Origin of the sequence: Actinokineospora globicatena, from assembly GCF_024171945.1 — a bacterium.
GTDB classification, from domain to species: domain Bacteria; phylum Actinomycetota; class Actinomycetes; order Mycobacteriales; family Pseudonocardiaceae; genus Actinokineospora; species Actinokineospora globicatena.
Window position 1 is genome coordinate 82,398 of sequence record NZ_JAMTCR010000007.1, and the last position, 15,704, is coordinate 98,101.

10 protein-coding genes are annotated in these 15,704 nt (G+C 69.6%); 3 read left to right on the top strand and 7 right to left on the bottom strand.

Annotated features, from left to right (window positions below; genetic code table 11):
• Positions 1–58 precede the first annotated feature (58 nt).
• From LV79_RS31570 to LV79_RS31585, 5 genes are all read right to left on the bottom strand, one after another.
• Positions 59–568, bottom strand: coding sequence for a DUF305 domain-containing protein (locus tag LV79_RS31570; protein WP_253841968.1), 510 nt, complete (start codon positions 566–568; stop codon positions 59–61).
• A 54-nt stretch (positions 569–622) separates the two neighbouring features.
• Positions 623–985 (bottom strand): DUF6153 family protein, encoded by a 363-nt coding sequence (locus tag LV79_RS34865; RefSeq protein WP_372495514.1) that lies wholly within the window; start codon positions 983–985, stop codon positions 623–625.
• A 73-nt stretch (positions 986–1,058) separates the two neighbouring features.
• Entirely contained in the window at positions 1,059–1,901 is an 843-nt protein-coding gene (locus tag LV79_RS31575) for an FG-GAP repeat domain-containing protein (RefSeq protein WP_253841969.1), read from the bottom strand.
• 1 nt (position 1,902) lies between these two features.
• Positions 1,903–2,772: an FG-GAP repeat domain-containing protein gene (locus LV79_RS31580; RefSeq protein WP_253841970.1), complete on the bottom strand. Its 870-nt coding sequence runs from the start codon at positions 2,770–2,772 to the stop codon at positions 1,903–1,905.
• A gap of 112 nt (positions 2,773–2,884) precedes the next feature.
• Entirely contained in the window at positions 2,885–4,240 is a 1,356-nt protein-coding gene (locus tag LV79_RS31585) for an MFS transporter (RefSeq protein WP_308208977.1), read from the bottom strand.
• On the opposite strand from LV79_RS31585, the gene LV79_RS31590 reads away from it, so the two are divergent.
• The 3 genes from LV79_RS31590 (at position 4,212) to LV79_RS31600 (ending at position 7,946) form a co-directional block, all read left to right on the top strand.
• On the top strand, positions 4,212–5,714 hold the full coding sequence (locus LV79_RS31590; RefSeq protein ID WP_253841972.1) for an alkaline phosphatase D family protein: 1,503 nt from the start codon (positions 4,212–4,214) through the stop codon (positions 5,712–5,714). The two genes, LV79_RS31585 and LV79_RS31590, sit on opposite strands and share 29 nt — an antisense overlap.
• 11 nt (positions 5,715–5,725) lie before the next feature.
• Entirely contained in the window at positions 5,726–6,931 is a 1,206-nt protein-coding gene (locus tag LV79_RS31595; RefSeq protein WP_253841973.1) for a hypothetical protein, read from the top strand.
• A gap of 85 nt (positions 6,932–7,016) precedes the next feature.
• Positions 7,017–7,946, top strand: coding sequence for a toll/interleukin-1 receptor domain-containing protein (locus LV79_RS31600; protein WP_253841974.1), 930 nt, complete (start codon positions 7,017–7,019; stop codon positions 7,944–7,946).
• A gap of 704 nt (positions 7,947–8,650) precedes the next feature.
• On the opposite strand, the gene LV79_RS31605 is transcribed toward LV79_RS31600, so the two are convergent.
• Both LV79_RS31605 and LV79_RS31610 read right to left on the bottom strand, forming a co-directional pair.
• Positions 8,651–14,452 (bottom strand): ExeM/NucH family extracellular endonuclease, encoded by a 5,802-nt coding sequence (locus LV79_RS31605; protein WP_253841975.1) that lies wholly within the window; start codon positions 14,450–14,452, stop codon positions 8,651–8,653.
• Between the two features lie 183 nt (positions 14,453–14,635).
• A complete protein-coding gene (locus LV79_RS31610) occupies positions 14,636–14,800 on the bottom strand; it encodes a hypothetical protein (RefSeq protein WP_253841976.1) in 165 nt (54 codons plus the stop codon).
• Positions 14,801–15,704 lie beyond the last annotated feature (904 nt).

A 15,704-nucleotide genomic window follows, 5' to 3' on the forward strand; every position in this document is an offset into this window, starting at 1 on the left:
CCTTGGTTCCACTCGGCTGGGTCCCGTTCACGACACCACGAGACCCAGCCGGGGCCGACTAGCTCAAGAGCAGGCGCATGTGGTCGATCTCGGCCTGCTGCGCCTCGATGACGCGCCGCGCCATGGCTTTGGCGTCAGCGTTCGCGCCCTGGGCGAGCTCGGTGCGGGACATGGTGACAGCGTCCTCGTGATGGGCGGTCATGAGGGTGAGCCACTCCTCGTCGAACGCGGCCCCCGTGCTCGACCTGAGCCGCGAGTCGTCCATGCCGTGCTCCCCGTGCCCAGTGGCGTGCCCGGTGGCGCCCCAGTCAGCCAGCCACCGGGTGAGGGTCGCGATCTCGGCGTCTTGGGCGGCGGCGATGCGGGCGGCCAGGTCGAGCACCTCGGGGTTGCTGGTGCGTCCGGCGACGAGACCGGCCATGTCGACGGCCTGCTGGTGGTGGGGCACCATGCCCTGCGCGAACGCGATGTCGGCATCGTTGTGGGTGGCCGGGTCGCTGTCGGTCGCGCACGCCGACAGGGTGATCAGGAGGGCGAGCGCCATCCTGATCAGGGATTTCCTGATCATGGGTGTGGGTCCTCTGGTGTGTTGGGCGAACAGGTCGGGTGAGAGACCCGCCTGTCAGCGCCGAGACACGCAGAGGGACAAGAGCAGATCTACCGGTGGCGCCCTAGGTGCTGTGACTATCGCAAGAGGCCGAGAGTGCCCTACCGGCTTCGTGACGACCACGACCGACAGCAGCAACCACACCAACCCGAGGCCCGCAGCAGCAGCTAGCACCGCTAGGCACAGGTGCAGGAGGTCGTGGCTAGACATCGGTTCATGCGGCGCGTCACCGGTGGTGTCTTGCTCTGCAGGTGGCATATGCGCCGCGTGCGACACCGGGTGGTCGGTAGGACCGGGCTCTCCGGTGAGGTGGTGCATGCCGACCACGCCCAACAGCAGGGCGCTCAACAGCACCCACCGCGCGATCGACCGGCCCACGCGGCCAATCTAGCCAGTTTGGGCTAACACCGCTGCCCCGGCCCAGGACGAGGGCAGCGGTGTTAGCGCTACCTCACGGCAAGAGGGTGAAGCCTCCGGTGCCGTCGTTGACGTATCGCTGGGTGACGCGGGTGTAGTCGGGTTGCGGCGCGCTCACGGTCAGGTCCGGGTACGCGTCGCTGTTGTGGTTGGCCAGGGAGACGACGAACGACGGCCCGGGGCCGCTGGCCGACCCGAGGCTCAGCGCTGCCTTGGTGCCGCCGAACAGGAGCTTGGCCGAGCGCGAGCCGCAGTTGAGCGCGGCGAGCATGTCCTGGCCGCCGTCCCCGTCGAAGTCGGCGAACACGTGCTGCGGCAGGCCCTCGCTGCACTCGTTGATGGAGCCCTGGACGAGGTCGCCGGTCGCGGTGTTGGTGAACGAGCGCAGGGTGAAGCTCTGGTCGCTGTAGAGCCAGACGTCCTGGCGCCCGTCGCCGGTGAAGTCGACCTGGCGGATGGCGTTGGGGTAGTTGACACCCCGGTAGGTGCCGAGCACGTCGGCCGCCCACCCGTTGGGGCGCAACGCGACGAGTGAGTACTCCTCACCCCAGAAGCTGGTGGCGACGACTTCCTTGGTGCCGTCGCCGCCGAGGTCGACGATCTCGCCCATGTCCGGGCAGTAGGGCTCGTACGCGAGTGGGGAGACGTAAGAGTGCGTGGTAGCGCTGCCGTAGCCGCCTCCCGTTAGGCCTGGCTCCACGGTGACCTGACAGTTGTTCGCCCAGGTCGCTTGGAAGGTCACCCGGTCCGCGACCCCGTCGCCGGTGATGTCACCGATGACAGGTTGCGCGCGACCCCCCGCGACGCTCGCCGTAGGGGCGAGCACGGGTACGAGTGCCGCTACCGCGACCACGGCCAACGCCCGAATCGCTCGCACCTTATGCCACCTCAAGGAAGCCGCCGACGCCGTCGTTGTGGAAGCGGCGGATGGTCGTGGGACCGTCGCCGCTGGTGATGACGCCGACGTCGAGGGCCTCGTCGCCGTTCTGGTGGTTCGCGTAGACCTCGTACTGGAGGATGCCTTCGTCGTCGCGCGCGAAGGTGACAGCGGGCTTACCGCTACCGAAGTTCAACTCGGCGGTGGTGTAAGCGAACCCGCACTGCCTCGACAGCAGGATGTCCTGCCCGCCGTCACCGTCGAAGTCCGCGATCACGTGCTGCGGGATCGGGCGGCGCGAACAGACATCGATGGCGCCGGGCGCGATGCCACCCGCGGCGGTGTTCGTGAATGAGCGCAGACGCACGCTCTGGTCCGAGGACGTCCAGATGTCCACGAGGCCGTCACCGGTGAAGTCCGCGGTGCGGATGGTGCTCGGGTAGGCCAACCCCGGGTAGGTGGTGACCAGGCGGACCGTGTTGTTGGTGGCGGACTTGCGCAGCACCAGGAAGGCCTTGCTCGCGTCGCCCCAGCTGAAGCCGGTGGTGACGATCTCGGGCTTGCCGTCGCCGCCGAGGTCGACCACGACACCCAGGTCCGGGCAGTACGGCGCGGCCACCAGCGGCGAGGTGTAGGTCGACTCGACCGGGGTGCCGAAGGTCCCGTTGGCGCGCCCGTAGGCGACCTTGACGCTGCACGTCTTGGTGCTGCCGTTGGGACCGAGGGTCACCTGGTCGGCGATGCGGTCACCGTTGACGTCACCGCGGAAGGTGCCCGCGGCGGTGGTGCCAGCCGCGGCGACACCCGCGAGGGCGGTCGGCAGAGCGAGCGCGATCAGGGCGGCTAAGGCAGCGGTTCTGAGCTTGCGCATGGTCTCCCCATGGTTGGCGACTCGGCACGGCCGCGGACGCGACCGCCCACCGCCAGGATCGTCGGCGCGCGGCCCGGCGTTGATCACTCCGGGCGGAGTTCGACCACCCGGGCTACGACCCCGCCGCACGCGCGGGCGGCCGCTCTTCCGCGCCGCCCAGGACGGTCCACGCCGCCCGACCAGCGGCACCGAGGCCGAGGACGCCGACGACCGCCAGGGGGATCCGGAAGTCCAGCACCCCGACCAAGGCCGCGCCGAGCGCCTGGGCCACCGCGCTGGGCGCGTACATGACCAACTGCACGGTGCCGGTGATCCGGGCGATGAGCTCGGGTGGGCTGTCGGTCTGCACCACCGTGCTCGCGGCGACAAGTGGCGCAGGTAGCCCTATCCCGGCCAAGGCGGTCCCGATGAGCACTAGAGGCAGCACACTGGTCATCCGCAGCAGCACACCGACCGCGAACAGTCCGAGCCCGAGGGCCGCGAACCCGAGCGGGGGCATCCTGCGCAGCACCGCGCCGGACACGAGCCCGGACACCACCGAGCCGGCACCCTGGATCGCGGCGAGTACACCAACGAACGCGGGAGCGAACCCCAGGCCCTCGTCGACGAGCGCGAACGTCATCGCACCGGCCAACCCGGCCAGGGCGAGCGCTACACCAGCAGAGACGACGACTCGGCGCAGGGACGGCATGTCAGCCAGGTAGCGCAAACCATCACGCACCCTGGTTCGCTCTCGCGTCGCCGGTTTGGCGGCGTGGGTGGGCTTCAGGAAGTAGAAGAGCAGGGCGGCTAGGCCGAAGGTGGCCGCGTCGAGCGCTGCTACCGCTCCCCCGCCCCACGCGGTGAACAATCCCGCACCCACTAGAGGAGCCGTCAGCTTGGTGCTCTCCGCCGCTGCCATCCGCATGCCGTTAACGTCGCCGAGCAAGCGCGCAGGTACCGCTGTCGGCAGCAGGGCGGTCTCCGCGGCGAAGATCGCGACGTAGGCGACGCCGTAGACGAGCATCACCGCGAGGATCAGCCACAACCAACTCGCCAACGCCAGAGTTAGCACTACCGCGCCGGTGATGAGCATCGTGGCTATCAGCACGGCACGGTGACGACCGATCCTGTCGATCACGGCACCGATCATCGGCCCGGCCAACGTCGGCGCCCACACCAGCACTGTCACCAGCGCGGCTAGAGCACTGTCACCGGTAAGAGTCATGACCCATACCCCGGCCACGAGCGTCATGGCACCACTACCGAAGCTAGACACGACAACCGCGCTCAGGTAGAGCGAAGCGTTGCGGTCGCGCAGTACACCCCCTACTCCCATAGTTCGATGATGCCGGCACCCGTACGGTCCACGACGGGCGAGCGAACCCGTTGTCGGGCATCGCGTGAACATCAGGTGCGGGGTCTGGCCCAGGCGGCGAGGGGGTCGTAGGAACGAATCCATGACTCTGCATCGAAGGACCTTCCTCATCGGTGGTCTGGCCAGCGCGGGGGTCGTGCTCGCGGGCTCGGCGGCCACCGCGGTGGCGTACCCGTTCACGCTGGGCGTGGCCTCCGGCGAGCCCGCCGCGGACGGCTTCGTCATCTGGACCCGGCTGGCCCCCAACCCGCTCAACGCCGACGGGCTCGGCGGCATGACGAGCGCGAACGCCGCCGTGGAGTGGCAAGTCGCCACGGACGCCACCTTCACCCAGATCGCCGCGTCCGGCACGGTCACCGCCACCCAGGCGTGGGCGCACAGCGTGCACGTCACCCTGACCGGCCTGCAGCCCGGTCGCGAGTACTGGTACCGGTTCCGGGCACTCGGGCACATCTCGCAGGTGGGCCGCGCGCGCACCGCTCCCGCTGTCGGGTCGAGCCCGGCGCTGACGATGCTGTTCACCTCGTGCTCGCACTACGAGGCCGGGTACTTCACCGCGTACCGCAGGATGGCCGAGGAGAACCCGGACCTGATCCTGCACCTGGGCGACTACATCTACGAGGGCGGCGCGGGGTCGGGGGTGCGCACCCACCAGCCGTCCGGGGAGATCACCAGCCTGGCGAACTACCGGGTGCGGCACGCGCTCTACAAGCGCGACGTCGACCTGCAGGCCGCGCACGCCGCCGCGCCGTGGGTCGTGGTGTGGGACGACCACGAGGTGGAGAACAACTACGCGAACCTGGTGCGCGCGGACAACTCCCCCGCCGGTGGCGACTTCGCCGCCCGGCGCACGGCGGCCTACAAGGCGTACTACGAGCACATGCCGCTGCGGTCCGCGCAGGCGCCGTCCGGGGCCAACCTGCAGCTGTACCGGCGGTTGCGGTGGGGCAGCCTGGCCACCCTGCACATGCTCGACACCCGGCAGTACCGCGACGACCAGGCGTGCGGCGACGGCACGAAGCTGTGCCCGGCCGCCGACGACCCGGGCCGCACGTTGACCGGAGCGGCGCAGGAGTCGTGGCTGCTCGACGGGCTGGGGCAGCGGCTGGGGACGTGGGACCTGATCGGGCAGCAGGTGTTCTTCGCGCAGAAGCTCGCCGCCGCCGACGGGTCTAAGAGCATGGATTCGTGGGATGGCTATACCGCCAACCGTGGCCGTCTACAGGCGGGGTGGCAGTCGCGCGGCAACACGCCGGTAGTCCTGACCGGTGACGTGCACCGGCACTGGGCGTCGAACATCATGGACAACTACGCCACGCAGAACAAGGTGATCGGGACCGAACTGGTCACCACGTCCGTCACCTCCAGCGGAGACGGCAACGCCGCCGACACCGGCACATCGAGCCTCAACCCGCACGTGAAGTTCTACAAGAACCAGCGCGGCTACGTCCGCACGGTGACCACCCCGACCCAGATGAACGTGGACTTCCGTGTGCTGGACAAGGTGACCGTGCGCGACTACCCCATCAAGACCGCGCAGAGCTACGTGATCCAGGCAGGCTCACCCGGCCTGCTGGCACCGTGAACAGGAGAACCATGCGTGCACTAGTCGTGGCGGGCGCCACCGCCGTCTGCTCTGTCCTGTTCGCGGGCACCGCGCTCGCCGATGGCACTACCCCGGCCGACATCACGTGGTCCACAGCGAACTCGGTCGCGACCGGCGACCAGGACAACTCGGCCGTTGCCACTGTCCGCACCGGTTACACCGCCGTCGTGTGGGAAGACGACCGCGATGACGTGACGCCTACCGACCCGGTCCACAGTGAGGTCTTCCTGCGCCTCTACAAGGATGGCGTGTCGCAGTACGAGAAGAAGCTGTCCGCGGGCGGTACCGGCAACTGGCGCCACGTCCAGCCGGACGTCGCGCTGCACGAGGACGGTAGCGCTGTCGTGGTGTGGTCGGAGGACCCGGACGCCAACGGGTACTACAACATCGCCGTGCGCGCGGTGAACACAGCGGGAACTGTCACAGGTTCCGCTACCGCCAACGCTAGCGCTGACGGGCAGCAGTTGAACCCCGCGGTGGCCGCCGACCCCGACGGCCCGGCGTTCGCGGTCGCCTTCGAGGACAAGCAAGGAACGGCCCCCGAGACGGTCCGCCTGTCCGGCTTCGCGTCGATCACGTCCAAGACCTACGAGGTCCAGGTCAACACCGCGGGCGGCACCCACCAGCACCCCGACGTCGCGATGGGCGCCGCGGGCAACGCCATCGTCGCCTGGTCCGAGGACGGCGACGCCAACGGCTCCTTCAACATCGGCCGCAAGATCCTCACCCCGACCGGCGGCGTGAAACTCGCCCAAGGCGTCGCCAACGCAGGCACAGCGGGCCAACAACGCCACCCCAGCATCGCCGCCACCTTCAACGGCGACTTCGCCATCGCCTGGGAATCCGGCACCCAGACCGCCGCCCGCTCCTTCACCCCCACCGGCACCCCCCGAGCCACCCCCGAAACCCCCCTCCCCGGCACCAACCCCCAAATCGGCATCGACGACCAACTAGCTGTCGCCATCGCCTGGACCGACGCCTCGGACATCTACGCCCAAGGCCTCAACCCCAACGGCACCACCACCGCCCGCCTCCCCCGCCTCCGCGTCCACACAGTCAGCACCGGCCCCCAAACCGAACCCGCCCTAGCCGTCAGCCCCTTCGGCCAAATCACCCTCACCTACACCGACGACAACGACGGCAACGCCTTCGACCAGATCTACCTGGGCACCGGCCTCACCAACTCCACCTGGTAACCCCACACCGCACCCGGCTACCCCCTCGGGCTAGCCGGGTGCGCCCATGTGCACTGACGTCACTATCTCGACTTACGATGTATCGATGGCAGAGCACACCCACACCTACGACATCGCGGTCTCGTTCTCCGGCAAGCAGCGCGACTACGTCGAAGCTGTCGTCAGGGAGTGTGAAGCCCTGGGGGTCAGGGTCTTCTACGACAGGAACGCGACGGTCGAGCTGTGGGGCACGAACGTCGTTCCCTCCCTGCGCGAGGTCTACGGCGGCATCTCGAGCCGCTTCTTCATCCCGTTCCTGTCCCACGACTACGCAGCCAGCGCGTACCCGATGGACGAGTTCATGACAGCCATGACCGCCGCTGTCGAGCGACAATACGACTACATACTCCCGGTGGTCATGGACGACTTCCGAATGCCCCCGCACCTCCTGAACCCAGCGGTGATCTACCTGGTGGGCAGCGACTACACCCCCGCCGAGCTCGCGCAAGCGATTCACATCAAGCTCAAGGGCGCCCGAGCGACCGGACAACAGACACGGGATGTGAGCAGCGCGCTGGCGCAGATGCTCGAGGTTCGGCTGCCAAAGCTTCCACCAGCCGACTTCAGTCCACAGGCCACCCTGGACGCGGCGCTCGCGCACGTGGGCGAGCGGTTCCGCGCCTCAGCGGACAACCTGCTGCAGCACGGCTACACCTGCCGCGTACGCGCTTCAGTCTCAGCGGTCACCGTCCTCGTCACGGCGCAGGGGAACTCTGTCTGCGAACTCGCGCTCCGCGAGGGCACGACCCTCGGTCCGGATCAACTGGACTTCGTCTTCGCCTGGCCGCGAATCTCGTACAACGGCATCAACGGGACCGTTGCAGCCACGTGGGACCCTGACGCGGGGCAACCAGCGTTGCTGTTCCACGACTACACCGCGTTCGGCTCCGGCAATCACTCCCTACCCGACGCTGACGCCCTCTTTGCCGCACTATGGGAAAAGATCATCCGACACCTCGAGAACACCCACCGATAGCCCCGGTGGGTGTGCCGATCCCACTGGACCACCTGGAATCGCCCCGCGCCCATCGCGCGAAGCGGTCGCTCCCCTGTAGCCCTCGGCACGCCGAGAGTCTCAGCCGATCACCTTCTCCGGTCCCATCGCCCGTCACCTAAGCACGACCAACCCGAGGTCGCTCTCAGGTCACGACAGGCCGAGGACGCTGCCGACCTCACCCGGCGAACCACCACGACGTCGAGCCCACGCGCCATCCGCCACACCACGCCAGTCGACGCGGGCCTGCTCTGGCTCGATCCGTTGCACATCAGCCGAAATCACGCTCGACCACACTTCGGCCGGACGCACCCTCGCTCAGTCGCCCACCCACACCGGGTCACACGTCGGTCACGATCCCGTCCCGCGCTTGCCTTTTCGGGGACCCACCCCAAGTCTGGCCTGGCCCCCAACCATCCCGGGGGACGTCCCTGGGCCAGTCTGTCGGAGCGCACCGACGGGCGATCTTGAAAGCACCCTGCTGGAGATCCACATGTGGACAACTTCTGTCGCCCGGCGGAGTGAACTTCCACAGCAGCAACGAAGAAACCGCCCTGGTGGAAAGAAGAAACCCAGCCGCGAGACCCCCAAACTGGTGAAGCAGCAGAAAGTAGGGCTGGACACAGCGGGTAGAGACGCCGATGGGGCGCACCCCGCGCCGGGTGCGCCCCATCGGACTGGGTGGGTTAGTTGAGGGTGAGGCGGACGGGGACCCGTTGGGTGGGGGCGTCCGGGTAGGTGATGGACACGGTGATCGTCGTGGTGCCGGTGGGGCGTTTGGCGGTCTTCCACAGGACCACGAACGAGTCGCTGAACGGGTCGTACAGCGGCGGGGTGCTGCGGAGCTGCTGCACACCGTCCGCGGAGACCGTGATGCGGCCGCTGAGCATGAGCAGGGCGGAGGCCAGCGGCGGGATCGGGGTGCCGTTGGCGTCGACCAGCTGGAAGCGGATCGGGACGACGTCACCGGCGCGGGCGGTGGCACCCGGGGACAGGATCTTGACCCCGATCTGGACGAGGTGCGTGACCGTGCCCGAGCTGGCGCCGTACGACGCGGTGCCGCTGTAGTCGGCGCGGACCTGGTGCTGCCCGATGGTCAACCCCGCCACCGGAGCGCTGACCGCGACCCCTGCGACAACGCTGACCGGCCCACCGACCGGTCGACCGTCCACAACGAACTGGACCGTGCCACCGGCGACAGTTCCAGGACCGGAAACCCGGGCCGTGAAACGGACCTGGCCGCCGATGACCGACGGGCTCGGGTCGCCGACGACGGCCGTGGTGGTCGCCGCCGCGAGGATCCGCAGCTGGAACGGCTTGGTCACCGACGACACCGCGTTGGTAGCGGTAACTGTCACCGTGAACGTGCCCGCGACGCTAGGCACCCCAGTGACCCGTCCGTCCTGCCCGATCGACAGGCCCTGCGGGAGACCGGTAGCGCTAACGGTCTGCGGCGACCCGGTGATGGTAAGAGCGCCCGAGTAGGGCGACCCCACGCGACCATCCGGCAAGGTGCCTTCGACCGTGACCGGCGCGAGGACCGACACCGTCACCGCGGCCGACGACGGCTCCAAGGCGTCCGAACCGGCGTAAGAGGCCGTGATCGCACGAGAGCCAGTAGACAGCGTCACCTTCAGAACCGCGTTGGTCACCGGAGCCTGCCCGAGGACCGTGTCACCATCCCGGAAGGTCACCACGCCCGTAAGAGGAACGGCCGCACTAACCCGAGCCGACAGCGTCAACTCAGCACCAGCCGCGACAGGGTTGGGTGTCGCAGTCAACGAGGTAGCACTAGCGCCCTTGGCAACAGGGACAGTCGCAACCAACGAGGTAGAGCCGTAAGCGTTGGTAGCGCGAACAGTGAAGGTCCGCTCACCGGCCTCGGTAGGCGTACCGCTCAGGACGCCTTCCTCGCTCAAGAACAGCCCTGCGGGCAGCGTGCCGTCCGCGAGTGTCACCACGGCCGGGCCGCTGAGGGAGAACCCGAAGGAGTAGGCCTCGCCGACGGTGGCCGGGGTGGGGGTGCCGGAGATCGCCGCGGGGGTGCCGGGGCGGATGCCGACCAGGACCGGGTCGTGGTCGCTGGTGCGGAACCGGTCCGGCGCGTACAGCGACTGGATCTGCGCCGCCGTCTTGAAGTCGGTGTTGTAGTCCAGCACCGACGGCTCGTCGGCGTTGGTGTGCGCCTCGCCCGCGCCGGTGACCTGCGGGGCCAGCGACCGCGACGCGAGCGCGTGGTCGAGGTAACCCCACTGGCCGTCGAACACGTAGGAGTACGCGTCAGCGCCACCGTAGGCCTTGGCCAGGTTGACGTAACCGGCCTCCTCCAGCACTGCGATCGGGTCCTCACCCGCGTACGAGTTGAGGTCACCGACGATCAGGACGTCCTCGTCGCCGGCGGCGGGGACGACGGTCTCCCGCAGCCACTTGGCCAGCTCGGTCGCCTGCGCGGTCCGGCGGACGTTCCAGCAGCTCTGCCCGTCACCCTGGTCGGTGTCGGGACCGGTGGTCGGGCAGGACCCCTTGGACTTGAAGTGGTTGGCCACCACGGTGAACCGGGCGCCGTCGGGGCTCGCGAAGGTCTGCGCGACCGGGCGCCGCTCAAAGATGGCGTTCTGGTCGACAGCGGTGGTGCCCGCGACCGGGGTCACGCGGTCGGCGCGGTAGAGCAGCGCCACCTTGATCGCGTCGGTCCCGGCCACGTCGACCACACCGGTCGCCGCGTCGGCGTCCACGAAGGACCACACCGACGCGCCTTCCGCGGCGTTGAGCGCGGCCACCAGGGCCTGGATCGCGCTGCCCTGGCCGTAGCCGTCGTTCTCCAGCTCCATGACGCCGGTGACGTCGGCGCCGAGCGAGCGGATCGCGGCGACCTCCTTGGCGAGCTGGCGCTGGTACTCGGTCTCGTCGCCCGCGCCGCGGCAGTCGGTGACCGCGCCCTGGGTGCCGAGCTTGCAGCCGGTGTAGGTGTTGAAGAAGTTCAGCAGGTTCGCACCCGCCACGTGCAAGCTGGCGTTACCCGTGTCCGGGCGCGCGGTCGGACGCTGGTTGACCGCGTCGAACACGGCAGCGCCACCGAGCGCGCCGATCGGACGGAGCCGGTATGCGTTACCGCTCGCGGCGTTGCCCGCCCACGTGTAGGTAAGAACGCCGACCGGCGAGGTGACCGTGTCGCCGCCGCGCAGGGTGTTCTGCGCGGACAGCGGCTGCCCGCCCCGGCCGAAGACGATCGGGTCGGGGTTCTGGCCGTTGGTCGCGTCGTCGATGATCAGCCGGTTGAGGTTGTTCTCGGCCTGCTTGGCCCGCACCGCGGCCTGGTCGGTGGCCCGGATGACCGAGGTCGGCTGCTGCAGCCGACCGCCGGAGGACACCACGACCTGGCCGAAGCGACCGAGCTGGAAGTGCTCGGTCACGGTGAGGGTCTGCGCGACCTTCACCAGCATGCCCTCGACGCGCTCCAGGTCGGTGGCGGTGGCCAGCGGCAGGGTCACCGCGGTCGGGGTGACCACGGCCTGGGTGCCGCACGCCTGCACGCCGGTGGTGGCCGCGGTGAGCTGGGTCTGCCCCTGGAACTCGGAGACGGAGCCGGTCACCTGCACCACGTCGCCGTTGGCGACCAGGTTGGCGCCGTTGTCGAACACGAAGATGCCGTCGGAGGTGGCGGGGTCGCCGTCACCGCTGTCCTGCAGGTAGAAACCACGCAGGGCGGGCTGAGCGCCCTCGTAATCACCGACGACCGTTCCGCGAACGGTGACGGTCTGCCCTGCCTTCGGCGTGATGTCGCCCGTGCCCTGGACCGAACCGATCGTGATGACCGGGGTAGAGCACACGGGGCCAGCACCGACGGCGACGGTGGCGCCAACGGCCTTGCGCTGCCACTGCGGCAGCTCCTTGGCGATGGTGCCGTCACCGTAGAAGACAGTGTCACCGTCGTCGGTAAGAACCTGGACGGTAGCGGTGTCCGTCAGCGGGTTCGGCACGTCCACGATGGCCTCGGGCTTGCCGACCTGGTTGAACGCGTCGAGCGAGCCCGCGCGCGGCTGCGGCTGGTGGGTGGCGTCGCCGTCCCAGGTGAAGAACTTGTACTCCCCCGCCGCACCGGTGCCCGCGTCGGACGGACCGGCGATGAGCAGGTACTGGTTGGCGGCGTTGCGGCGGATCTCCCGGACGCCACGACCACCGAGGTCCCAGCGCAGGGCCTGGCCGAACGCGGCGGTGACGCCGGTGGTCGGGTTGCCCGCGACGAGCGCGGCGGCGTTGGTCACCGGGACGACGATCGCCTTGCCGTCACTGGTGAGCGGGCCGCGGAAGGCCAGCAGCAGGGTGGTGCCGTCGGGGGCGAACTCGGCGCCCTCGATGTTGACGCCGGTAGGGCCACCGGAGCCGTCGCCCTCGGGGGCGCGGGTCGCCGCGGCGGCGATGCCCAGGGCGTCACCGTTGGCGCGGTCCCAGGCGATGAGGTCGTCGCGCAGGGTCTGGTAGCTGCCGCCGAGCGCCAGGGAGGCGCCCGTGCCGGTACCGGTCACCGTGGTGGTGAACAGCTCCTGGCGGTTGAGGCGGGTCTTGGCCGAGGAGTTCTGGCCGTGCGAGCCGACCCAGAAGATCGTGTCGCCGGTGCGGGCGGCGGCCTCGATGTCGATCTCGCGGGTCACGTCGGTGTCGCGCAGCGCGAGACCGGCGGCGCGGGCGTCGAACGCCTGCGCGGGGTAGCGGGAGTGCTCACGGTCGTAGACGCGCAGCACGTTGGTCTCGTCGTCGGACACGACCATGGCGCCACCGCCGAGGTCGATGGCAGTGCTCGCGTCGCTGGCGCCGTAGTAGCTGCGCTGGCCCGCGGGCAAGGCAGCGGAAACGGCGACAGGCAGGGTTGTCGAAGCGGTGGCCGCACCGTCGGAGACGGTCACGGTCAGCGTTGCCCGGCCAACAGCGGCCGGGGTGAAGGTGAGAGTGCGGACGTCACCGGTCCCGGTAGCGCCACCGGTCACGATGGCCGGGTCGCTGCTGGTGACGCTAACCGTCAGCCCACTGGACGGGCTCTCGGCGTCGCCTACGGTCACAGTGCGGACCGCGGGCGGGTTGTCCGGGTCTCCGACCGTCAGCGCCAACTCCTGGGTGCTGGTGATGGTCGGCGGGGTGTTCGTGGTGCCCGCGATGGTGACGGTGGCGGTACGGCTGTCTGCCTGGCCACCCGGGCCGGACACGCGAACCCAGTAGGTGGCGTTCTCGGTCAACGCGGGGGTCGTGAACGACGCGGTGGTGGCACCGTTGACCGGGTTGCTGGTGTTACCCGAAGCACCGGCGTACCACTGGTAGGTCAGCGGACCAGTACCCGAGGCAGTCACGTTAAGAGTTGCGGTGGCGCCGGAAGCGATAGAGGCGTCCTGCGGTTCCGCGGTGATCGCCGGTGCGGTCGTCGACGAGGCCGGAGCCAGCGCGATGCCGCGCAGCACGGTGTTCGCGGCGGCGGTGCGCAGCGTGGTGGAGGTGGCGGCGATAGGAGCGGCGGCGGCAGCGGTGTCGTCGACCTTGACCAAGAGGTTGTTCGTGGTCGTGGCGAAGAGGGTCGCGCCGGAGCCGGTCACCTCACCGGTGATGCCGCGCACGGCGTTGTTCGCGGGACGGAACGCCCCACGCGCGGTCCACGTGGTGCCATCGCTCGAGAACTTGAGGACGCCGCCGGTCGCGGAGTCGTCCGCGATATAGAGGGTGTCGATGCCCGGGACGGCCGGATCGCGGTCCAACGCGGCGATGCCGTACGGGCTCGCGGCGGGGACAGTCAGCGCCGGAGTCTGGCCGCCGGTGGTGGGGAGACCTGCGCCGACAGCGTAAACACCGGTGGTACCGCTACCGGTGCTGACGTAGAGCTGCCCGCCCGCGACAACCGCCGCACGCACGTTGGTGGGCGCGGCGGTGTTGATCTGCGTAGACGCGCCGGTGGAACCGAGAGCGGCCAAGCGAACGCCACCGTTAGCGCCAACGACCCAGAAGCGGGAACCGTCGTCGGTCACGGCGCCGCGCACGTTGTTGGCGCTGAACGTGTCCGTGACAGTGGTCGTGGTGTCGACCGCGCCGGACCCGTCGACACGGGCGACGACGCGGTTGACCGCGGCCGAGGTGGTCCCCGCCACGCTCGCGGTGCCGGGGTCGGCGTCATACCCGGCGATGGTCAGGTAGCGGCCGTCCGCGGAGCGGGCGAGGGCGCCCTCCGAGGTGGCCGACCCGCTCAACGTCAGGCGCTTGCCCGCGGCGGTGCTGGTGGGCAGCGGAACCGACTGCACCAGGGTGCCCGCCGGGGTGAACTCGTCGAGGAAGACCGCCGTAGCCGCGCTGCTGAGCGTGCCGTCACCGGTCCCCACCCTGGCCACCACGATGTTCCCTGGCGCGAACCCGACAGCCGCGGCGGACTGACCGGTCACCACGGCGACGACGGAGGCCGCCAGCGTGGTCACCACCAGTCCGCCGAGGAGACGTCGCGGACGTGAGCGCACGTCAACTCCCCTTCAGTCACACATCTCGTACACCGACATTGCCGGCTGAAACTAGATCGTGGAACGAGGGGGCGATAGACCTGTTCGGGCAACGTTCAACAGGCGTGCATCCACCGTCCGTGGCGGTGAACGGCCCACCAACCAGGTCCCGCTCGGCCAGGTGGGCCGCCGACGGGACGGCGGTCAGTCCCGGCGCTGCAACAGGCTCGGGCCGATGATCCGGCGCACCACGCGCCGCAGCAACGGTTTCTCCGCCTGGGCCGCCCCCGCGGGAGTCCCCTCTGGAGTGCCTACCGGCGGTGTGGCGTTAGAGGACGCGACAGCGCTAGCGGCCTGAACGGGTTTCACGGGGACGACGGTGTTCGGCGTCGGAACAGGACTCTGCACCGGTGCGGCGGCGACTGTCGGCAGCGGACCGACCGGCGGCGCGGGGACAACCGGGGCCGTAGGAGTAACCGGGGACACAAGGCTCACAGCGGGCGCGGGCACGACAGGCGGGGCAGGCACAACGGGCGGCGCAGCCACGATGGGCGGCGCGGGCGCGGGACGCACGGGCGCCTTAGGGCCAGCTACCGGCGCGGGGTTCCTCGGCGCGGCAGGAGTAACCGGTGGCATAGGGGCAACCGGTGGCGCAGGGGCCAGCACGGTTTCGATCGCGGTAGGTGAAACGCCGGCGGGGGGTGCGACGACACCGGTAGGGGCAGGGAGCGCCGACTCGGGTTCGGCGGGCAGTACCGGGGTGAACAGGTCGCGCTGCGGCGTGAACAAGTCCACGGTCGACGCCGAAGCAGACGGTCGTACCTGCGGCGAACGCGTCGGCAGCGCTGACTGCTGGGTCGCGGCCCTCTGCTGTGTGGGGATCACCGGTCCCCCGGCGCCCACCGGGGCGAACCGGACGGTGGCCGCGTGCTGGACCGGGCTCGGCGCGGACTGTCGGGGTGCGGGACTCGGGGTCGGGTTCGGCACGGCGTCGATCATCTCAGCTCGATCACGACGTGAGCAACCGGGGTCCGTGCGCCCCCGCGATACCCATCGGATAACAGGGCAATGGCGTCGGGAGCAGCCGGTATTCGGCCCAGGAGACCCATTCCCGATAGCCCTCGCACGGGCATTCCCGCAGTACAGCGGCCGTGCGCGCCCCGCGGCCCTACCGGCGAGCACGGCCGGGCAGGCTCCGGGATTGGCCTCGAATTGGCACTGCCGCCGAGACGAAATCCCCATCCGCGACAACGCCGCGTTCCCGCTGATCAGC